Source organism: Thermostichus vulcanus str. 'Rupite' (assembly GCF_022848905.1).
Lineage (GTDB): Bacteria > Cyanobacteriota > Cyanobacteriia > Thermostichales > Thermostichaceae > Thermostichus > Thermostichus vulcanus_A.
In genome coordinates, this window is sequence record NZ_JAFIRA010000034.1 from 1 (window position 1) to 20,623 (window position 20,623).

The 20,623-nt window shown below is 54.8% G+C and carries 16 protein-coding genes and 1 pseudogene; 12 read left to right on the plus strand and 5 right to left on the minus strand.

The window, feature by feature from the left end; genetic code table 11:
• Nucleotides 1-500 precede the first annotated feature (500 nt).
• Genes JX360_RS12205 through JX360_RS12220 form a run of 4 tightly spaced genes read left to right on the plus strand, consistent with a single transcriptional unit; the run spans nucleotide 501 to nucleotide 4,447 of the window.
• Entirely contained in the window at nucleotides 501-1,847 is a 1,347-nt protein-coding gene (locus tag JX360_RS12205; RefSeq protein WP_244351334.1) for an ABC transporter substrate-binding protein, read from the plus strand.
• Between the two features lie 60 nt (nucleotides 1,848-1,907).
• Nucleotides 1,908-2,759 carry a carbohydrate ABC transporter permease gene (locus JX360_RS12210; protein WP_244351337.1) on the plus strand — a complete coding sequence of 284 codons (852 nt, stop codon included), beginning with the start codon at nucleotides 1,908-1,910 and terminating at the stop codon, nucleotides 2,757-2,759.
• A gap of 38 nt (nucleotides 2,760-2,797) precedes the next feature.
• A complete protein-coding gene (locus JX360_RS12215) occupies nucleotides 2,798-3,607 on the plus strand; it encodes a carbohydrate ABC transporter permease (RefSeq protein ID WP_244351340.1) in 810 nt (269 codons plus the stop codon).
• A 57-nt stretch (nucleotides 3,608-3,664) separates the two neighbouring features.
• On the plus strand, nucleotides 3,665-4,447 hold the full coding sequence (locus JX360_RS12220) for a DeoR/GlpR family DNA-binding transcription regulator (RefSeq protein ID WP_244351342.1): 783 nt from the start codon (nucleotides 3,665-3,667) through the stop codon (nucleotides 4,445-4,447).
• Here JX360_RS12220 and JX360_RS12225 read toward each other — a convergent pair.
• On the minus strand, nucleotides 4,444-5,640 hold the full coding sequence (locus JX360_RS12225) for an aspartate aminotransferase (protein ID WP_244351344.1): 1,197 nt from the start codon (nucleotides 5,638-5,640) through the stop codon (nucleotides 4,444-4,446). The two genes, JX360_RS12220 and JX360_RS12225, sit on opposite strands and share 4 nt — an antisense overlap.
• Nucleotides 5,641-5,800: 160 nt before the next feature.
• Here JX360_RS12225 and der point away from each other — a divergent pair, with 160 nt between their 5' ends.
• The 4 genes from der to JX360_RS12245 all read left to right on the plus strand — a co-directional run bounded on the left by der (nucleotide 5,801) and on the right by JX360_RS12245 (nucleotide 10,540).
• Nucleotides 5,801-7,177 carry a ribosome biogenesis GTPase Der gene (gene der, locus JX360_RS12230; RefSeq protein ID WP_244351346.1) on the plus strand — a complete coding sequence of 459 codons (1,377 nt, stop codon included), beginning with the start codon at nucleotides 5,801-5,803 and terminating at the stop codon, nucleotides 7,175-7,177.
• A 63-nt stretch (nucleotides 7,178-7,240) separates the two neighbouring features.
• Entirely contained in the window at nucleotides 7,241-7,705 is a 465-nt protein-coding gene (smpB, locus tag JX360_RS12235; RefSeq protein WP_244351348.1) for an SsrA-binding protein SmpB, read from the plus strand.
• A gap of 233 nt (nucleotides 7,706-7,938) precedes the next feature.
• Complete coding sequence (locus tag JX360_RS12240; RefSeq protein ID WP_244351350.1) at nucleotides 7,939-9,186, plus strand: sensor histidine kinase; 1,248 nt, start codon at nucleotides 7,939-7,941, stop codon at nucleotides 9,184-9,186.
• 148 nt (nucleotides 9,187-9,334) lie between these two features.
• Entirely contained in the window at nucleotides 9,335-10,540 is a 1,206-nt protein-coding gene (locus tag JX360_RS12245; protein ID WP_244351353.1) for a BMP family lipoprotein, read from the plus strand.
• A 124-nt stretch (nucleotides 10,541-10,664) separates the two neighbouring features.
• Here JX360_RS12245 and JX360_RS12250 read toward each other — a convergent pair whose 3' ends face one another.
• A complete protein-coding gene (locus tag JX360_RS12250; protein WP_279611474.1) occupies nucleotides 10,665-11,267 on the minus strand; it encodes a glutathione S-transferase family protein in 603 nt (200 codons plus the stop codon).
• Between the two features lie 436 nt (nucleotides 11,268-11,703).
• On the opposite strand from JX360_RS12250, the gene JX360_RS12255 reads away from it, so the two are divergent.
• Together JX360_RS12255 and ispD are read left to right on the plus strand one after the other, a co-directional pair.
• Entirely contained in the window at nucleotides 11,704-12,933 is a 1,230-nt protein-coding gene (locus JX360_RS12255; protein WP_244351357.1) for an MFS transporter, read from the plus strand.
• A gap of 65 nt (nucleotides 12,934-12,998) precedes the next feature.
• Complete coding sequence (ispD, locus tag JX360_RS12260; RefSeq protein WP_244351359.1) at nucleotides 12,999-13,691, plus strand: 2-C-methyl-D-erythritol 4-phosphate cytidylyltransferase; 693 nt, start codon at nucleotides 12,999-13,001, stop codon at nucleotides 13,689-13,691.
• A gap of 439 nt (nucleotides 13,692-14,130) precedes the next feature.
• On the opposite strand, the gene JX360_RS17980 is transcribed toward ispD, so the two are convergent.
• Nucleotides 14,131-14,322, minus strand: a complete 192-nt coding sequence (locus JX360_RS17980) for a hypothetical protein (RefSeq protein WP_425244399.1) — start codon at nucleotides 14,320-14,322, stop codon at nucleotides 14,131-14,133.
• Between JX360_RS17980 and JX360_RS12270 the strand changes: the two genes are divergently transcribed.
• Both JX360_RS12270 and JX360_RS17985 read left to right on the plus strand, forming a co-directional pair.
• Complete coding sequence (locus tag JX360_RS12270; protein WP_244351363.1) at nucleotides 14,257-14,415, plus strand: hypothetical protein; 159 nt, start codon at nucleotides 14,257-14,259, stop codon at nucleotides 14,413-14,415. The genes JX360_RS17980 and JX360_RS12270 overlap by 66 nt on opposite strands.
• A gap of 73 nt (nucleotides 14,416-14,488) precedes the next feature.
• A pseudogene (locus tag JX360_RS17985) lies at nucleotides 14,489-14,701 on the plus strand (winged helix-turn-helix domain-containing protein); the annotation flags it as partial.
• Between the two features lie 39 nt (nucleotides 14,702-14,740).
• Here the strand turns inward: JX360_RS17985 and JX360_RS12280 are convergent.
• Nucleotides 14,741-15,805, minus strand: a complete 1,065-nt coding sequence (locus tag JX360_RS12280) for an isocitrate/isopropylmalate dehydrogenase family protein (protein WP_244351375.1) — start codon at nucleotides 15,803-15,805, stop codon at nucleotides 14,741-14,743.
• 188 nt (nucleotides 15,806-15,993) lie between these two features.
• Entirely contained in the window at nucleotides 15,994-20,610 is a 4,617-nt protein-coding gene (locus JX360_RS12285; RefSeq protein WP_244351377.1) for a GAF domain-containing protein, read from the minus strand.
• Between the last annotated feature and the right edge of the window lie 13 nt (nucleotides 20,611-20,623).

Genomic DNA, 20,623 nt, shown 5'->3' on the forward strand with positions numbered 1-20,623 from the left:
CTTGAGTGTGGTGGTGACCCGTTTCATGGGGACTATTGTATGTACTATTTCTGTTGCTGAATAAATTCAGCCTGTGCGCTTATATCCCCCGGTTAGAAACCGGGGGCTTTACGCTGCTTTTCGTAACAGCAAGGCCAGGGATCCGGTTGCCCCACTCCAACGGAATCTCCATGAATGACCAAAACTCATAATGAACACTCCTCACAAGGCAAAGGGTCAAAGACCAACCTCGAAAGATTGGCATGACCCTCAACTGTAGGGGGCCAAATCCCTACAGACTGTATCCAATGTGCTTAATCCAATGTGCTTAAACGTGTTCGGCTATACAGTCACGTGCGGAATGGGTGGATAAATGTTTGTTTTTTCCTGTATTCAGGATATTTCTATCATTCTTAAACAAGATTCTAACAAAATTTTACCTCTGCTTAGTTTGCCCTTAACCTTAGGCGCTTATCGTGCAGCCAGAATGGTCAGCCAACCTGCCTGAGAGGAACTGGATTATGAGCATGCATCAAACCCCTGTAGAAAGGCCCTCTACGCAAGCCAAGGTCAAGTCCTTCCTACTGCCTGCCCTGTTGCTGGGGTTGTCTTTATTGGGAGAAGTCCAACCTGCTGCCAGCCAAGAGGTGACCGAGCTGACGTTTTACTATCCGGTGCTGGTGCCGGGGCCGATTACGGAGCTGTTTGACCAACTGGTGAGCGACTTTACCGCCAAAAACCCCGATGTTCGAATCACACCCGTCTATTCTGGAAGTTACGACGAAACCACCAATCGCATTCAAACGCAGCTACGGGCTGGCGGAGAGCTGCCCGATCTGGCAATTATCGGCAACCAGCACACGGTGATGTACGTGGATTTGGATGCCATTGTGCCGTTGGATGAGCGAATCCAAGCGGAGGGATCCGACTTCGAAGCCGATCTCGTGCCCGCCTTCATGCTCAACACCCGCTTCCGGGGCCAAACCTGGAGCATTCCCTTTCAACGCAGTACGCCGGTGATGTACTACAACAAGGATATGTTCCGGGCAGCAGGGCTGGATCCGGAGTCGCCCCCCACCAACTGGGCAGAAGTGATTGAGTATGCTCAAAAACTGACCCAACGGGATAGCAGTGGCAATGTCACCACCTGGGGGATCCAGATCCCTTCTGATATCGATGCTTGGGTGATCCAAGCGATGGCGGTGGGCAATGGGCAGCCTTGGGTGAACGAGACGGATGCCAACCGAGTCTTTTTCGACCATCCCGCCACCATTGGTGTGCTGCAACACCTGCGTGCCTTGGCGGAAGATTATCAGGTGATGCCGGGTGGGTTGATCCCATGGGCCCAAATTCCTGCCGAGTTCACCAGTGGCAAAGCCGCCATGGTTTATCACACCATCGGCAGCCAAACCAGCATCCTCAAGCAAACCGAAGGGAAATTTGAAGTAGGGGTGGCCTTTATCCCCGGCGGCCAAAAGTACGGGGTGATCACCGGCGGCGGCAACCTCGCCATTTTCAAACAAAGCAGCCCGGAAGAACAGAATGCCTCTTGGCGCTTTATTCGCTTCTTGCTGGAGCCAGAACAAATGGCCACCTGGTCTGCGGGCACAGGCTACTTGCCCGTTACCCGATCAGCCTATGAGCATCCGATCTTCCAAGAGTATCTGCAACGGGCACCGGGGGCGGCGGTAGCCTTTGAACAGTTGAACGTAGCTGCCAAACAAATGGCTGTACACGAGTTGCTACGGGTTACCGACGTGGTGAAAGCCGGGATCCAAGCCAGCATTACGGGAGAAAGCACCCCTGAACAAGCCATGCAGAGGGCCCAAGCAGAAGCCGATGCCATTCTCAGTCGTTACCGGGACTGATCCATGGGCCATCAGCCAAAACGGAGAGCCACTCGTACACAGCACTGGCTGGGATTTCTGTTGGTCTTACCTACCCTGGTCGTGGTGGTTCTCTTCACCCTCCTCCCTTTGGGTTTGGCTCTGTACAGCAGCCTCACCATCGACAAGTGGACGGATCCCTTCGGGGAGAATGGCACCTTTGTGGGTTGGGAAAATTACCGCACCCTGTTTGCCGATCCGGTATTCCAAAAAGTGCTACAGAATACGGGCCTCTTCATTGGGGTAACGGTACCGATCAGCCTGGCTCTGGCCTTTGGGCTGGCCCTATTGCTCAATCAGCAGATGGCTGGCCTAGGGCTGCTACGGCTGGGCTTTTTCTACCCGACTGTACTGCCGATGGTGGGGGCGGGTACCATTTGGTTGTTCATCTACAATCGCAACTTTGGTCTGGCCAATGACTTGGTGAGTTGGCTAGGGCTACCCCGGCAAAATTGGTTGGGTACGCCCCAGTGGGCTTTGTGGGCCGTGATGGTGATGAGCATTTGGAAATCCACCAGCTACTATTTGATCTTTTTTTTGGCGGGGTTACAAAGCCTACCCACAGAGGTGATGGAAGCAGGCCAACTGGATGGGGCCAATCGTTGGCAACGGTTTTGCTACCTAACTCTGCCCTTGATGCGTAACACTATCTTTTTTGTCACAGTGATTGCTCTGGCAGCCGCCTTTCAAACCTACGATCAAATAGCGGTTCTAACCAAAGATGGCGGCCCCAATCATGCCACCAATTTGCTGCTGTTCAACGTTCGTATTGCCTTCAGCAACGGGGATTACGATTTAGCCAATGCCCAAAGTATCCTGCTGGTGTTGATGGTCTTGTTTTTAACTTTACTGGCCTATGGACTGGCGGAAGCTGGACAAACAAAGGTGGACTGAGAATGCAAGGATACGAATTCAAGGGAGTTGAAATATCAATGCGTGGGATCCAAAACCGACTGGCAACACTGGCCACCTGGGGACTGATGGGGCTTTGGTTGGTACCTCTGGTCTGGGTGGTGGCCATTTCGTTGCGTCCAGAGGCGGTGCCTTTGGGGCGGGGATCCAGCCTGTATGCAGGGAGCTTCACCTGGCAAAATTATGAGCAGGCTTGGCGAACCATCGCCCCTAGCTATACCAATACCGTAATCATCGTGTTTGGAACCCTAGCGGTGCAGTTGGTCACGATTACGTTGGCAGGGTATGCTTTTGCTCGACTACGGTTTTGGGGCCGCGAGGGTTGGTTTCTACTGAGCCTAGTTCAGATCATGATCCCGATTACGGCATTGATTATCCCAAATTTTTTTATCATTCGCTCCCTTGGTCTTTATGACACCGTTTGGGCAGTGATGGTACCTTATTTTGGCTCCGCCTTTGGTACCTTTTTGATGCGACAAACCTTTCGAAGCGTACCGATTGAGCTAGAAGAATCCGCCCGCATAGATGGGGCTAACTTTCTACAGGTTTTACTCTATGTTTACCTGCCGATGGGGATCCCGGGTTTGGTGGCTTTTTCTTTGGCTTCAATCGTTTATCACTGGAACGACTTCTTGTTTCCTCTGTTGGTCACTGCTGACAAAGCTAGTCCCCTCAGTGTTCGTCTCTCCATTTTGGCTGCTACTGAAGGTGGGATCCAATGGCCACAATTGGCAGCAGCGACCGTTTGGGTAATTTTGCCCCTACTCTTGCTTTTCATGGTTTTACAGCGACAATTTGTACAGAGCTTTGCTCGCTCGGGCCTCAAATAGCCATAAAAAACTTCTGGTTTTAATTTTCCTTTAATTCTGTTTTAACCCCACTGATCAATGCTAGCCAAACTCTCTGCCGCTGAACGTCAGCAATATATCCTTGATCAGATCCAAAAAAAAGGATCCATCAGTGTTTCTGATACTGCTATTACTCTTAAAGTTTCAGAGATGACCGTGCGACGGGATTTGATGGAGTTGGAAAAACGGGGCTTACTGCAACGGCGACATGGAGGGGCAACTCTTCTGACCGCCCAACTTCTAGACGACCTCTACTCCTGGGAAACTCGGGTTCGCCACAATGTGGAGGCAAAGGTAGCCATTGCCAAGGTGGCGCTGGGATTGATTTCCGAGGGGGACAAATTAATTTTGCACAGTGGTACAACAGTTGCTTTGCTGGCGCGAATGTTGCGCAGTTATGGCAGCCTGACCATCGCCACCAACAGCATCTTGAGCATGGAAGAATTGCTCGGCTCTCCCCAGGTAGAAGTAATCTTAACTGGAGGGATCCTCAATCCTGACTTAAAACAATTGGCAGGCCCTTTGGCCTTACAATCCCTCAACTCGATTCGAGCTGATAAGGTCTTTTTAAGCTGTAGCAGTATTTCCACCCAGGATGGGCTATTTTTTACCAGCGCCATGGATGAAGTAGCCCTCGAACAAGCCTCCATCCGCAACTGTCGGGAGGCCTATTTGCTCGTGGATCACAGTAAGTTCCAACGTTCTGATTTTTGGGTGGTTGGGCAACTGACGCAACTTAAAGCCGTCATTACCGATGCCGGGATCCCTCCAGAACGAGTCAAAGAGATGGAAGCTGCTGGGATCCCTTGTATTGTCGCTTAGCTATAGCGGATCCCGGCCTCTCTCCAGCGATCCATCGCCTGCCCCATGCGCTCACAATCGGCAATCAAACTAATCCGCACATAGCCTTCGCCCCCTTCCCCAAAAGCATTGCCTGGAGTCACCACAACCCCCGTCGATTCCAAAACCCGCAAGGCAAATTCCGTCGAACCTTCTGCCCCACCACTGGCCGTGCGAGGGGTCGGGATCCAGAGGTACATCGTCGCCTGAGGAGGAGAGAGCCGCCAGCCCAATTCCGCCAACCGGCCAATCAGATAGTCGCGGCGGGTTCGGTAACGTTCTTGCACTTGGTGTAGGTAGCTATCCGGCAGGCGCAGAGCCGTTTCAGCAGCCTTCTGAATGGCAGCGAAAATGCCGTAATCCAGGTTGGTTTTCAGGGTACGCAGGCTTTGGATAATTTGGCGGTTGCCCACCACAAATCCCACCCGCCACCCGGCCATGTTGTAGGTTTTGGAGAGGGTGTGAAACTCCACCGCCAGCTCTTTAGCACCAGGGATCTGGAGCAAGCTGGTGGGCTGGTAGCCATCGAAAGCCAGCTCTGCATAACAGAGATCGTGCACCAGAATCAGATCGTAGCGGCGGGCAAATTCCACCACCGCCTCGAAAAAAGAGCGGGGTGCAACCGCCGCCGTCGGGTTGTTTGGGTAATTGAAATAGAGCACCCGCGCCTGCTGGGCCACTTCTGCGGGAATTTCCTCCAAATCGATCAGCCACCCGTTTTCGGCCCGCATCATCATTGGGTAAATTTGTCCACCGGCAATCATCGGGCCACGGAAATGAGCCGGATAGGCGGGGCTAGGCACCAACACCAAATCTCCCGGATCCACATAGGCCAAAGCCAGATGGGTGAGTCCTTCTTTGGATCCCAGTAGGGGCAAGGCTTCCCCATTGGCATCTAGCTCCACCCCATAGCGGCGGTAGTACCAATCCGTAATCGCCTGACGGAAACTGGCCGTGCCTTCAAAGGGCGGGTAACCATGATGAGCGGGATCCGCAATCGCCGCTTGGGCTGCCTCCACCACCGGCTGAGGGGTAGGACCGTCGGGATTCCCCATCCCCAAATCAATCAAGTCCAATCCCTGCTGGCGGGCGCGGGCCTTTAGCTCATCCAAACGGGCAAAGACATAGGCGGGCAGTTTATTCAGCCGTTGGGCAGGGATGAGGGCACGGTTCATAAAAAAAAAATACTGGGGGACTGAGGGATCCGGTGCAGCCGTCACTTGGGGTTAACTACCCAACTTACCGCCAGAGCCGGATCCAAAGCAATGGTTTGGTTTGGGCATTTGGGATCCCAAACAGTTAGGATAAATATCCCGATTTTCAACAGGTTGGACGGTGCCGTTACCGCTTGTGGCTATTGTTGGTCGCCCGAATGTGGGCAAATCCACCCTCGTCAATCGCATGGCAGGGACCCGTTCGGCCATTGTGCATGACGAGCCGGGAGTGACACGGGATCGTCTGTACCAGGAGGTGGAGTGGAATGGGCGTCGGTTGCGGGTGGTGGATACTGGCGGCCTGATTTTTGGGGATGATAGTGAATTTTTGCCCCATATTCGTCAGCAAGCGATGGCAGCACTAGCCGAGGCCCAAGCCGTGATCTTGGTGGTGGATGGCATGGAGGGGTTGCTTCCTGCCGATGTAGAAGTGGCCAGTTGGCTGCGCAAACAACCCCTGCCAGTGGTGGTGGCCGTGAACAAATGCGAATCGGGGCAAATGGGACTGGCCCAGGCAGCCGCCTTTTGGGAGCTGGGACTGGGGGAGCCGATCCCCTGTTCCGGCATTCATGGCAATGGCGTGGCAGAAGTGCTGGAAGCGGTGTTGCCGCATCTGCCAGAGTCAGTTCCAGACACCGCCGAGCAAGAACCGATTGCCATCTCTGTGGTGGGGCGGCCCAATGTTGGCAAATCCAGCCTACTGAATCGTTTGGTGGGATCCGAACGGGCCATCGTCAGCCCCATTTCCGGCACCACCCGCGATGCCATCGATACGGTGATCGAGTGGGAGGGACGGCCCTACCGGTTGATCGATACCGCCGGGATCCGCAAGAAAAACCGAGTCGATTATGGGGTGGAGTTTTTTAGCATCAACCGCGCCTTCAAAGCCATTCAACGCTCAGATGTCGTGTTGCTGGTGATCGATGCCCTGGATGGGGTGACGGAGCAGGATCAAAAGCTGGCCAGCCGTATCGAAGAAGAGGGCCGCGCCTGTGTGATCGTGGTCAACAAATGGGATGCCGTCGAAGACAAAGACACCTACACCCTCAACGAATTCACCTGCGACATCCGCGCCAAGCTCTACTTTTTGGAATGGGCACCACTCCTCTTTGTCAGCGCCCTGACTGGGCAACGCACCCAGAAAATCTTTGAACAGGTGGATACTGTTGTCGCCGCCCATCGTAAACGCATCTCTACTGCCGTGGTGAACGAAGTGCTCCAAGATGCCCTTTCCTGGCAATCCCCACCCACCAATCGCCAAGGCAAACAAGGAAAAATCTACTACGGCACCCAAGTTTCGGATCGGCCACCGACCTTTGTCTTATTTGTCAATGACCCGGATCTGTTTAAAGATAATTACCGACGCTTCATGGAGAAGCATTTTCGGCAAAACCTTGACTTTACGGGTACCCCGATTCGCTTTCGTTGGCGGGGAAAATCCGAGCGTTCGGTGGGGCGGGCTGTGCAGAAGTTAGAGGGATCCCCATCACCTCGCTAGGCCAAGATGGAAGTGTTTACAAGTTCCCTCTCTCCCAATGGAGTTCATTCCTAGTCCAAGCCTATGGCCGTTGATCCGAATGTTAAAACGATTGTGGATAACCGCCGTGCCCGGTTTGAGTACGAAATTTTGGAGACCTACGAAGCCGGGATCCAGCTGACCGGAACGGAGGTGAAATCCATCCGGGCGGGGAAGGCCAACCTGCAGGATGCCTTTGCTCTGTTTCGGGATGGAGAAGCCTGGCTGCACAATTTGCACATTTCCCCCCACGGCACCGCCAGCAAGGTGTTTAACCATGATCCCACCCGGCGGCGCAAGCTGCTGCTGCATCGCAAAGAGATCAACCGCATGATGGGCTTGGTGGAGCAAAAAGGGCTGACGGTGATCCCCCTGAAGTTGGTGCTGAATCGGGGCTGGATCAAGGCTCATCTCGGGGTGGCTCGCGGTAAAAAATTACACGATAAACGGCAAGCGATCAAAGACCGGCAAACCCAGCGGGATATCCAACGAGAATTGAAGGAGCGTTGACATAGCCCTGGTTGGAGCTTCGCCCCACCCCACTTGGCACGCGGGCCTAGCGGAGTATGCCGGGGGAGGGGATCCCGTAGAAACACGGTTGAATCGATGTATCTTTACCTAGATGTGATTCCAAGAAATTGTTGAATCTCTATATATTCTCGGTTTCCCCAGTTTTTTCCCTGTGGAAAGCTAGGATGGCGCATCCCACATCCTGAGCCTTTTTCAAAACAGGTTTTTGTAACGTGAGCAATTGGCTGCGTGAGTGGTTCTCCCCGCAAGGATTCATGCCCCATGGCCAGTGCTACCTATGGGAGCAAGATTTGCTTTGGCTACATGCCATCGCCGATAGCCTGATCAGCCTGGCTTATTTTTCGATTCCACTGTTGCTCATCTACTTCATTCGGCAGCGGCAGGATGTTCCCTTCAAGCGGGTCTTTGCTTTGTTTAGCCTGTTCATCATCTCCTGTGGCCTGACCCACCTGATGGGGGTATGGACGCTGTGGCACCCCGCCTATTGGATCTCTGGCTGGCTGAAAGCGTTGACAGCTCTCGTTTCTCTTTATACGGCTGTTGAATTGATCCCGATCATCCCGAAAGCCTTGAGTTTGCCGAGTCCTTCTGCTTTGGCAGCAATAAACCAAGCCTTGTCTCAGGAAATCCAGGAGCGACAAGCCGCCGAAGCACAAGTCCATCAGCTAAACGAACGGTTGCAAAAACAGGTGGATGAGCTGGAGCGGCTGAACCTCCTGAAAGATGACTTCTTGAGTACCCTTTCCCATGAGTTACGCACTCCCCTCACCAGCATTCGCCTTTCGGTGGAGCTGTTGCAGTTGTCTCTGGGGCAGTTTTCCCTTTCTGACAAGCAACAGCAGTATCTGAGCTTGCTTCGTCAAGAATGCCAACGGGAGATCGAGCTGGTGGAAGATCTGCTCATGCTACAAGAGCTGGAGACGAATTCCTATTCCAAAAACCCAGAAGACTTGAATTTCTCGCAGTGCCTAACCGCTTGGGTGCAACTGCTGCAGGAACAGGCACTGGCTGCTCAACAGTCTCTGAGCTTGCAGATTCGCTCTTTCTTTCCGCCACTGCGATTGGATGCCACCGGCTTAGAGCGCATTCTGCGGGAGCTGATCGTCAATGCCTGTAAGCATGGAGATCGCCCTGGTCAAATCCAGGTAGAAGCCACCCTAAATCCCAGACCCATTGGCGAAAACAGCCCCTACCACTTAGTACTGCAGGTGCGCAACACCGGAAACATTCCCCCAATGGAACTGCCCTATTTGTTTAATTCGTTCTATCGGGTGCCCCAGGCGGATCCCTGGAAACAAGGGGGGACAGGCTTAGGGCTAGCCTTGGTCAAAAAATTGGTGGACTCCATGCAGGGCAAAATAACCGTCAAAAGCAAGGATGGCTGGGTCAGCTTTTGGGTAGAGTTACCGGTGGCTCCGAGCCTTGAGGCAGAAACTGATATCTCCCTCAACTACCGTTAGAATCTTTCCCCTTTTTTCCCTTTGTCCAGCACCCATTTTTGGTAGCACTCGATACAATGCTCTGGGGTAGGATCCCCATGATGGAACTTGGGATTTCTAATTGAGTCCCTGCTTAGATCCCTGCCCTGCTGTATTGTCGGAGCTGCTTGTGAACTGGAACCTTACCCGTACCGTTTCTCCGCTGAAAAGTCTGGCTGTTGGCCTGTCGGTAGCTGCTTTGATGGGGGCTACACCCACTTCGGCACAGGATCCCTTCAAGGTGGGTATGGTGCTGGTGGGGCCGATGCAGGATGGAGGTTGGAGCCAGGCTCACGTACAGGGTAGCGAATACGTCAAGGCCCAGTTGCCCGGTGTGGAATTCGATTATCTGGACAAAGTCAACCCGGCGGATCGACCGAATGTGCGGGCCTCACAAGTGGCTGATGACATGATCGCCCAAGGGGCTAGGGTAATCATCTTCACCTCAGATGATCACAAAGATGATGCGGTTGAAACCGCCCGTCGGCATCCTGAAATTGCGGTCATTCACGCCTCCGGAGATATGGCCTGGCCGGAAGGAAAGAATTACATCGAGCAGCCCAACTTGGCCAACATCATGCCCCAGATGGAAGAAATGCGCATGGTGGCTGGATGTGCCGCAGCCCTGGGATCCGAAACCGGCAAAATCGGCATGCTGGGGCCCTTGATCAACGATGAAACCCGCCGTTATGCGGCTGCAGCCTACCTGGGAGCCAAGTATTGTTGGGATACCTATCGGGATCGCCCTGAAGAGCTGGAGTTCCGCGTCACCTGGATTGGTTTTTGGTTCAATATTCCCGGTGTCACCTTAGATCCGACCAAAGTCGCGGATGATTTTTATAATGGCGGCTTTGATGTGGTCATGTCGGCGCTGGATACTCCAGAAGCGGCGGTACAAGGGAAGCGGGCTGCCGAGGCTGGACAACGGGTACGCTACACTGGCTACGGTTTGGCAACAGGATGCGACTTTGCCCCCGACATTTGCTTAGGGGTTTCCTATTACAACTGGGGGCCCGGCTATAAAGAACTGATCGAAGCTGCCAAGGCTGGCACCTTTGAGAGCCAATTCGTTCGTCCCCCGATCGACTGGTCGGATATCAACAATCCCGATACCTCTTCTGCTGGCTTTGTGATCGGCGATGCTTTGGGAGCCGAGGAGCGGGCCAAGTTAGAGGAGTTTATCGCTGGCTTAGGGAATGGCAGCATCGAGCTGTTCAAGGGGCCATTGAACTTCCAGGATGGCACGCCTTTCCTCGCTGAGGGCGAAGTGGCTAGCGAAGCCGACATCTGGTACCTTGGTCAACTGCTCGAAGGGATGGATGGCGCCAGCAACTAACGACCCCAGCAGGGATCCCAATTATCAATTATTATAATTGTGCATTGGGTTCAGCAGTATGCTCTAAGCGCTCTAAGCAACGACATTGCACTTGCCAAGCATCAACGATGTGCCCCGCTGTTGGTCACGCTCCAGGTAGCGGGAAGAACTGATCCGTTTCTTGCACCCGTTGACACCAGGCTTGAATGCTGGGGAAGGGCTTGAGGTCGAACCCGCCCTGCTCTGCCACATGCGTATAGGTGAATAGAGCGACATCGGCAATGGTGTACCGCTCACCCACAAAAAAGGTTTTACCTTCTAGGTGGGTGTTCATGATGCGCAGAGCATCCGTGCCCAACTTGAGATTTTGTTCAATCAGACTGGCATTCGCTTCAGCTTGACCGGCACGCACCCAAAACCGGGTGGTGGCAATATAACGGGCAATGCGGGTTTGCTCAAAGAATAGCCATTTTAAAATCTCGGCTCGTTCCAGCTTGGTTTGGCCGTACATTGGGGTATCTTCTGCCAAGTAGACCAGAATGGCTGCTGACTCGGCCAGCACTACACCACTTTCCAGTTCTAGGGCCGGGATTTGCCCAAACGGATTCTTGGCCAAGTACTCCGGTAGACGGTTCTCTCCTTGCCTGGAATTGACCGATATCCCTTCGTAAGGGATCCCCAACTGTTTGAGGAGCAACTCCACCTTGTAGCAATTCCCAGAGGTCGGGATCCCGTACAGTCGCAACATCGTTAACCTCAGCCCAAAGCACTCAATATCAGCAACCCAAACCACCCTACCTCCAACACTTTAAAATTATAAAGATTGCCATAAAGGTTGCTGGGAAAAACGCCTCCCCTTGTGGGTGGGGATGAGAGGCAAGGCAGACGACGGGGTATGCCTACGGCAGGCTGCGCCAACAATACCCCCTGAGCCTGCCAGAAATCTATCGGGTTGAAGTGAAGTTAATCTGCTCTACAAGGTTGTGCGCGAAGCCCGTGATCCTGACCGGGTGCTCCTTATTTCTAGAGAGCACCTATGACGCTGCGGCTAATTTAGCCCATTGGGATAAAGCTGCCCTCAGACAAACTTGGTTTAAGTGAAAAGCATCTTGTTGGTTAGGCTCTGAAATGTCAGCATAGGTAAGCACGAGCTGACTTGGCTCCTGTTCTGGAAGGGATCCCTTGTGACGTTGAGTTTGCCCCTTGTCCTAACGGCGATTTTCCCATCTAAGCGCCGCCTGGAGGATCTGGATCCCCCCCTTTGGGTGAAACGGTTGTGGATTTTCTGCCTCTGTGGGGGCATGTTTGCCTTTTTTGCCCAAGCCACCGCCTTTTTCCCGATTCTGCCGGTTTATCTAACCGAACGCTGGGGATCCACGGCTCCGGTGGGGTTGGTGGTGGGGGCGATGGCGGCAGGGGTGTTGATGTTGCGGCCTTTGATTGGTATAGCCCTAGATAAGTGGGGGCGAAAGCCCTTGTTGTGTCTTGGATTATTGGCGGCATTGTTGATTCAGCCGTTGTACCTGCTGGCCCATAGCCCGGAGTGGTTGCTACCGGTGCGGATCTTACATGGCCTCAGTCAGGCGGGGGTGGCAACGGGATCCCAAACCCTTTTGGCAGACTTGGTTCCTCCAGAACGGCGGGCTGCGATGATGGGCTACCTGGCTATGGCCAATACCCTGGGGTTTGCCTTTGGGCCGTGGTTGGGCACCCGCCTCTACCAAGCAGGAGGATTTGAACAGTTCATTGTCGGTCTGCTCTGGCTGCTCATTCTCGGGATCCTGCTCAGCTTTGTGTTGCCCTGGTTACCCCCTCCCCAAAAGTCGGACTTTCCCCATGATGGAACCCCTAGCCCTTGGTCGGCGCTGCTGTATTTTCCAGTACGGGAGGCAACTTTTTTGTTCCTGATTAGCTCCTTACTGCACGGGGGCCTGACCACTTACCTGCCTTTGTTGGTGGCTGAAACGGGGGATTTTTACAGCTTATTTGCCTTGGGGGCGGTGGTTGTGCGTTGGGCCCTAGGGCAATGGGGGCATCGGGTTTCCTACCGGTTTTTGTCTACAACGGCTTTTTGTTGTTCCAGTTTGGCGTTGATGGGCATTGTCTGGCAGCCGGGCTGGCTCAGCAGTTGGGCAATTCTCTACAGCTTGGGGTTTGGCACGGTGTTTCCGGTATTGTCAGCAATTGTCTCCTTAGCTGTGCCGCCAGAACAGCGTGGGCGGGTGTACAGCCTCTTTTTGATGGGGTTTGATTCGGGTATGACCTTGGGCAGTGCCGGGATGGGATCCCTACTGGGGTTCGCTCCTTTGAGTGGGCTGTTCCTCAGTTGGGGAGGGTTGGGCTTGGGGGCAAGCTGGGTGGCGTTTCGGCAGTTTGCCCGCCCGATTCCGGTGGTAGAAGCCAAAAACTCCTAAGGGATCCCGACACAGTACACTGAGATCCGATCGCGCAGCGCGTCCTTTTTCATCTTTTCAGCCCCATGCACCTTTTGATCCCAGCGGCGGGTAGCGGTAAGCGGATGGGGGCAACGGTGAACAAGCTGTTGCTACCGCTGTTGGGGCGGCCAATTTTGGCCTGGACGTTGCGGGCTGCGGATCGGGCCCGCTCGATTGAATGGATTGGCATCCTGGCACAACCCAGCGATTGGCCGGCCATTGAGGCGATGTTAGCAGCGGATCCCTTGGCTACACCTGTGGAGATGGTGCAGGGGGGTGTTACCCGCCAAGAGTCTGTTTTCAACGGCATCCAACACCTTTGGCAACGGGGGAATGTGGAACGGGTGCTGATTCACGATGGGGCGCGCTGCTTGGCCACTCCCGAACTATTCGATCGCTGTAGTGCCGCCCTGCAGCAGGTGGATGGGTTGATCGCGGCGATCCCCGTCAAGGACACAATTAAAGTCACAGAAACTGGCCCCAACGGGATCCAAGTGCAATCCACCCCAGAGCGCAGCAGACTGTGGGCTGCTCAAACCCCGCAAGGCTTTCGGTTGCCACTGCTGTGGCAGGCCCATCAGGAAGCACAAACTCAAGGTTGGCAAGTCACCGACGATGCCGCTCTATTCGAGAAGTTGGGTTGGCCGGTTTACATTGTGGAAGGGGAGGAGTCGAACCTCAAGCTAACTACCCCCTTGGATTTGCTGCTGGCCACTCAGATTTTAGAACAGCGCTAAATATCTGTACTTGTCTGTACTTGCTCAGCTACACCCAACCGCTATGCAAGTGGTGAGCGTATCCTGTGGCTGATTATTCTTGATGAATCCTCTGCACGGTAAGTAGCTAGACATGATTAAACTTAAAAACGTCCGTTTTTGTGAACCGCGTTTCGCGTAGCTGTAGTTGAGTGGACTACAGCGTTCAAACCCGCTTTCATCCAAATACTTCAGACAAATCACACCGGCAACTGCCCATGCTTTGAGGAATTGCCAGTCGGCTTGCTGAGCTTGCTGCAACTGAAGCGATTTTGGCTCAGCAGGACGGTACCCCAGGCGCTTCTGAACAGAGCCCTTCTTTTCAATTTATTAAGATCTGTAGATCTGTCCGAGTTGCTTGCCACTGAGGACGACACCACGCTCAGTAGCCAAGCGCTCACACAACTGCACACTGGTGTAGCTACGCTGCTCTTGCAGCCAGGTTTCGACCGCTTTGATATCGGAGTTTTGCCACTTGGTCTTGCCCCCACGCCCTGCTGCTTCCCACGGCCCACCGAGCCCACCGTTGCAGGGTTTGGCGCACCGTATGTTCACACTGATGCAGGGGTTGAGCAATCTGGGGCGTTGTCCAACCACTGGCATTGAGCCGCAAGGTGATAGCTCTGAGCCGGAGGCGACGGGCAATGCCATCAGCCAAGCTCATCTCATCAAGGGACGGTCTTCTTCGGCACTCAGTTCGATGTGATGAGCCGCAGGCACAGATGCGCACAAAATCAACTGCCCCATCTTAATAACTTTTCTTGTCTAACTACTTAGAACTCTTAGAACTGCTCATGCAAAGTGGGCGACGAGTCCTGAGCCGAACCTTTCTCCTCGAACGGCTTTGGTCTCTCAGCGATCCCCCCAACGAAGAAACCATCAAAGCCCACATTAAATCCTTGCGCAAATAACTCTCTCAAGCCGGAGCCCCCCAGAATCTGATTGAAACAATCCATGGTATGGGCTACCGACTTCAGTCAGTGGAACGTTAATCACGAATGAATGATCAAAAATGTGATCAAATAAATGACCTATAGCCGCTCTGCAATCGCTTCCGCCATCTCTTGGGTACCGACGGGATCCCCTTTGGCCAGATCGTAGGTGACCCGCTTGCCTTCCGCAATCACAGCCTGGACTGCCGCTTCCACCCTTTCAGCTACTTCCCGTTCCCCGAGGTAGCGCAACATCATTACCCCAGACAGGATCAACGCCACCGGGTTAACCTTATTTTGTCCGGCATACTTGGGCGCTGAACCATGAATGGCCTCAAATACCGCCATGTCATCCCCAATATTTGCCCCCGGTGCTACCCCTAGCCCGCCGATCATCCCCGCGCATAGATCGGAAATGATATCGCCGTAGAGATTGGTTAGCACCAGCACATCGTAGAGTTCCGGCTTTTGCATCAACTGCATACACATGTTGTCCACAATGCGGTCTTCGAATTCAATATCGGGGTAATCTTTGGCCACCTCCCGCGCCACCTCCAGGAACAACCCATCGGTAAACTTCATGATGTTGGCCTTATGCACTGCTGTTACTTTTTTGCGGCCATTCTGTTGGGCATAGTCGAAAGCAAATTTGACAATACGTCGGCTGCCGAAATCTGAGATCGGTTTGATGCCAATCGCGGATCCCTCCCGGATTGATTTGCCAGACAGTTGCATCATCTGTTCCCGCGCCTGGATAGCTTCGGGAGTGCCGCGCTCAAACTCGATACCGGCGTAGAGATCCTCGGTATTTTCCCGCACCACCACCAAATCAATGTTTTGAAACGGGCTTTTGACGCCGATCATGGATTTGGCCGGGCGCAGGTTGGCGTACAGATCCAGCTCTTTGCGAATGGCCACATTCACCGAACGAAAGCCAGTACCCACAGGGGTACCAATCGGGCCTTTGATCGCCAGCTTGGTTTCCCGAATCGACTCCAACACCTGCGGCGGCAAGGGAGTGCCATATTTTTCGATCACATCCACTCCCGCATCCACCGGGATCCATTCAAACGGGATCCCCGTCGCATCCAGTACGGTGGTCATTGCTTTGGCCACTTCCGGGCCGATACCATCTCCAGGGATCAAGGTCACACGATAGGTCACAGATGTTCTCCTCACAGCCCAATGTTCATTGGTCGCAGGTCTCCCGGTTCTTAAGTCTTAGTTCTTTAGGTCTCAGACTCCGACCCGTTGGGAGCTCCAGAGCTTAGATGACTATAAAGCATGTTGGAATTGGGAATGATACGTCAGCTACTTTGTCGGGCAATCAAGACTGGATCCCTTTGAATCCTCTAAGTGCGGGGTGGCAACGGTACGAGCAACTCCACCACTGTGCCACTGCCAAAGCGGCGGCTTCGCCAAGCAATCGTGGCCCCGATCAATTCCGCTCGGTAGCGCATGTTGAGTAATCCATGTCCACGGCTTGGGGGCTCAGTGGGATCCGTTTCGTCGTCCAATTGCGGCATGCCCCGGCCATCATCAATGATCTTCAATTCCAAGTGCGTGTAGAGATCCGGAGGTGTGGAGGAGGGTAAGGCACCCTCCTCTTTTGCTGTCGGAATGCCCGTTCCCAAAGCCCTTGGCTGGATGGTGACATCAATCCGCTGCGCCCCCGCATGTTTGACGATGTTGTTCAGGGCTTCCTGCACAATGCGAAAAAGGCTGCTTTGACTGGCGGTGCTGAGACGCGCGAGCAACCCATTGGCCCGATTATCAAAACGGGTGACAAGGGGATGGGGAGAGCGTTGGGCAGCACGTTCCAAGAGACTGCGCAGGGCTGGGCCAAGGTTAAACGCCCGCATAGCAGTGGGTTGTAAATCTTCTACAATTCCCCGCAATTCGGCGATCGTCTCCCGCAGTTGCGCGCTCATGACTTGTAACTGATCCCGCCCAGACTGTCCAATGCTGGGATCGCCAGAAAGCTCCTGAATTTGTCGGGACAAGGCCCCCAGATCTGCCAGGGTTTGGTCGTGCAAATCGGCTGCCAAGCGACGGCTTTCCGCCTCCCGCCCCTCCGTCAGACCTCGTAAGGCTGCTGCTGTTGCTTCTTGACGCCGTACCCGTTCATAAAACAAGGCCCGTTGGAGAGCCACCGCCGCAATATCCGCCAGCGCCTTGACCAAATCCGTATCACTTTCGGAAAACCCGGCCTCTTCCGCGCGGGTCAGGGTGCCACCGGCCTCGGCAGCTTCCGGTGGAGTAAACGCACAGAGAACCCCGGCAATTTGGTCAGCATCGGTGGTCACCGGCACACACAGCAAAGAGCGGATCCCGGCTTGCAGCAAATTCTGTCGGGTTTCGGCGGGTAACGGAAACTGGTTCACATCCGGAATCAGCAGGGTGTCGCGGTTGCTATAGCAATGGAGTAGGAGCAGCCAGTTGAGATCGGGAGGTACCGCTTGCCCTAAGTGGGAGGAGATCCCCGGTTGACGACGATATTCCTGCAAGATCTTCAGAGGTTCGGATGAAGCCGGCAGGTTGAGCAAGGGATCCATTGCGGACGAAGAATCTTGTACCACCGCGCGACCAGACCACCCAACAACCTGGGGATCCTGGAGAGCGATAAAGTCACACTGGTTAATTTGCAGCGCATCCGCCATGCCTTCGAGGGCAATTTGCACCACCTGATGGGGGTCATAGGTACCACTCAGGCGTTGGGCAACCTGCCGTAACAGGCTCTCCCGCTGGGCGGAGATGCGGGTTTGCTCGTAGAGTTGCGCTTGCTTGAGGGCGATCCCGGCTTGTTCTGCTACGGCCATGGCCAAAGACAGTTCCTCCGGGCGAAACTCCCGCGGTTGCGGGGCAGCAATCAGAGCAATCGTACCAATCAACTCTCCCCCTTGCCGAATTGGGATCAAGGCCATGCTGCGAATCGCCAAGACCTGGAAAAAGTGGCGCAGCCGCTCGGTTACCTCTGCTCCCAAATCCGGAAACAAGGGATCCCGCTGCACATCTTTGATGAGAAACGGTTCTCCCCGCCGCAACAGCTCGTAGGTCTCCGGGTGCATCAGGCAAAATTCCAGATGGGCTTCCAAAAAGCGATCCCCCGGTTGTCCCTGCAGTGAAGTATGCAGCACCACACTCGGATCCCGTAGAGAATGAAAGGGAATCGGCACTTCGTTCGCAACTGAACCCGGCCCCGACTCGTGAACATCCTCCTGCATTAAGCCCCGCACAAATATCCCCTCCGACCAAACCACCGGCTGCCGCATCTGGGCCAGTCCCTCTGTAAAAGGCACCCCGCCCGCCAGGGGTCGAGTATCCATCCAGCGCAGAAAAGAGTGGCAATGGTGAATCCAGTCCTCCCGCACACTGGGCTGGGAGCGGTAGAGAATGATCTCACAGCGATCATGGGATCCCGGTTGACTCGATTCCGACCCGATTTGGGTTTGCCGATTCAAGTGCAGTGCTGCTTCCAAAGAACGGACAATCGAGTACAACACCTGGCGCGGTTCTAAAGAGGTGCGGATTTGGGCGGTCAACTCATTCAGTAAGGTCTCACGGCGAGCCTGTTGCTGGGTTTTTTCGTAAAGGCGGGAATGGGTAATGGCCAAAATCAGTTGCTCCGCCACCAAGCGCAGCAGCGTTTGATCGGCCTGCGACCAATCCTCCAAACAGGCAGGCTGCTCCCCAGGTTGGCCGTAGTCCGCATGACAACGATGCACACTCAGGACCCCGAAGGTGCCGGATCCCAATTGCAGACTGGCGGAGATCACCGTTCTCACCCCCGCCTCCTGAAAGCGCCTGCGGCTCTCCAGATCAAAGCTCTCTAGCCCCGACCAGATGCGAATTTCCAAGGGATCCGACTGTGCTTCCAAGTAAGGGGCAATCGGGTTGTCGCGAATGGGAATGGAGCGGCCTTGCCAGCTATCAATGCCCGGCCGCGCATAGGCATGGCGAAAGACGCCGGTCTCCTGAGCCGGGTCGAAAAAGACAAATTGGGCTCGACAGGCTTTCAAGGCTTGGCCCACTTCCTCCACTGCCGACTGCAAAATTTCATCCAAATCCAAAGAATGTCGAATCCGGTCGGTCATGCGGTTGAGCAATGAAGCCTGTTCCGCCTGCTGCCGGGTTTGTGCTAGGAGGTGCTGAGTTTGCTTCAACAGTCGCGCCTGACCAATGGCCATCGCCGCCTGCTCAGCCACCGCCTCCGCCAATTCCAAGTCGTCCGCCTGCCAAGGGGGAGGGAGCTGGGATCCCGGCTGGGGATGCCGCATCAGGGCAATACCCCCCAGCAGTTCCTGCCCATCTGGATTTCCTGCCGCGAAGAGGGGCACCAACAACAGCCCACTGCCCTGGCGACGAGGCTCCAAATCCGCCAAACACTGCACCATCTTCGGATCCGGCAGAACGACAGGCTCCGTCAAATGGGCCAGCAAACTACCCCCTAGGCGCAACTTGGCTTTGATGGTTTCTGGCAATGCCTGCGGGATCCCAGGCTCTACCCAAGGATGTTCTGGGGATCCCACCAGCAGAGCCATCCCCGGTAAGAGTGCTTCCAATTGGGCTGGGGTGAGCTGCGGTGCATAAATGCCGACGGGGTGCAATAGCTCCTGTTCTGGCTGCCAAAGGGCGAGGGTACACACATCCGCCTGAAAAGCCGCCCCGATCTGCTGGGTAATGGCGTGGAAGAGGGTGGTCGGCTCCAAGCTGGAGCGAATCGCCGCCGTGATCGAGTGCAACAGGGCCAGCCGTCCCGCTTGCCGATGAGCCTGATCAAACAGGCTGGAGCGGGTGAGGGCAATCGCCAGTTGATAGGCCACCGAACGCAGCAGCTCGATCTCTTCCGCCTGCCAGGTATGGGGCGTAGTCATGTATACCCCCAGCAAGCCGATCATCCCCTCCGGCTCTGGGGTTGACCTCTCCCTTAGCAGCATCTCCCCCCCCAACTGGGGATCCCCTGACCCCGATTCAAAAAACTCCACCCCCGCCGAGCCGACCGAGTGAATCGGGATCAACACCACTGAGCGAGCCTCCAACGCCTGAAAAGCCCTCAACCCTTGCGGGGGTAAGGAATCCTGACCGGGCTCCTGGGGTAGAGCCAGTTGTACCACCTCCCCTTGGCGCAACGGCTCACACAGAGGGCCAAAATCCTGCATGGGATAAATCTGCCCCAGCGAAGCAGTTAAGCCAGCACTATGAGCCTCATGGGTCACCTGAATGGTTTGTTGATGGGGGTTAAGGCTGTAAAAACAGCAACGACTCAACCCTTTCAGCCCAGACGGCAGGAGCGCTTGTTGCAACGCCTGCAGGGCGGTGGTCACGATCTGATCCCAGTGCAAAGAGCAGTGAACGGTATTGGTGATGCGGTTTAACAAGGCCTCACGGGCGGCCTGCCGCTGGCTGCGCTCCAACAGTTGCGCATTGATGATGGCGCTGGCGGTGTAGGAACAGAGGAACTTCACCACCTCCAAGAAATTGGCATCCAAGGGAGTATGGCTAAAAAGACCCAAAGCCCCCAATCGCTCCTCACCCCGGTTGATCGGGTAGGCGACAAAGCTGCGCAAATGATTGGCTTCCACCCACTCAGGGGCAGGCATCCAGGGTTCTTGGGCCGGATTGTTGCTCAACAGCGGCAATCCCTGCTGAGCCACCCGTCCTAACGGGCTGTCATCTGGAACAATGCGCTGTATTTGTTCTTTCGCCGGGCTTGCTAGGCCAGCATGAGCTACCGACTGAAAACACCCCTGCTGGGGGTCGAAAAACCAAATGCGGGCAGAGGCAGCCCCCAAGCGACTGACCACCTGCTGCACCAGCGTTTCCGCCAGTTTCAGAAGGCGCTGCTCCAACGCCCCAGCTTCAGAAGGCAGTTGGGAAGACAGCAGCACCAATTCCTGCACAATTTGGTTGGCAGCCTGAAGCTGTACCAACAAAGTGGGATCCAAACCTGCAAGAGCAACTGAAGACATGTCAGTACAGAAC

Coding starts and splice junctions, on each gene's coding strand:
- JX360_RS12205 (WP_244351334.1), top strand. CDS start 501: ATGAGCATGCATCAAACCCCTGTAGAAAGGCCCTCTACGCAAGCCAAG.
- JX360_RS12215 (WP_244351340.1), top strand. CDS start 2,798: ATGCGTGGGATCCAAAACCGACTGGCAACACTGGCCACCTGGGGACTG.
- JX360_RS12220 (WP_244351342.1), top strand. CDS start 3,665: ATGCTAGCCAAACTCTCTGCCGCTGAACGTCAGCAATATATCCTTGAT.
- JX360_RS12225 (WP_244351344.1), bottom strand. CDS start 5,640: ATGAACCGTGCCCTCATCCCTGCCCAACGGCTGAATAAACTGCCCGCC.
- smpB (WP_244351348.1), top strand. CDS start 7,241: ATGGCCGTTGATCCGAATGTTAAAACGATTGTGGATAACCGCCGTGCC.
- JX360_RS12250 (WP_279611474.1), bottom strand. CDS start 11,267: ATGTTGCGACTGTACGGGATCCCGACCTCTGGGAATTGCTACAAGGTG.
- ispD (WP_244351359.1), top strand. CDS start 12,999: ATGCACCTTTTGATCCCAGCGGCGGGTAGCGGTAAGCGGATGGGGGCA.
- JX360_RS12270 (WP_244351363.1), top strand. CDS start 14,257: ATGTTCACACTGATGCAGGGGTTGAGCAATCTGGGGCGTTGTCCAACC.
- JX360_RS12285 (WP_244351377.1), bottom strand. CDS start 20,610: ATGTCTTCAGTTGCTCTTGCAGGTTTGGATCCCACTTTGTTGGTACAG.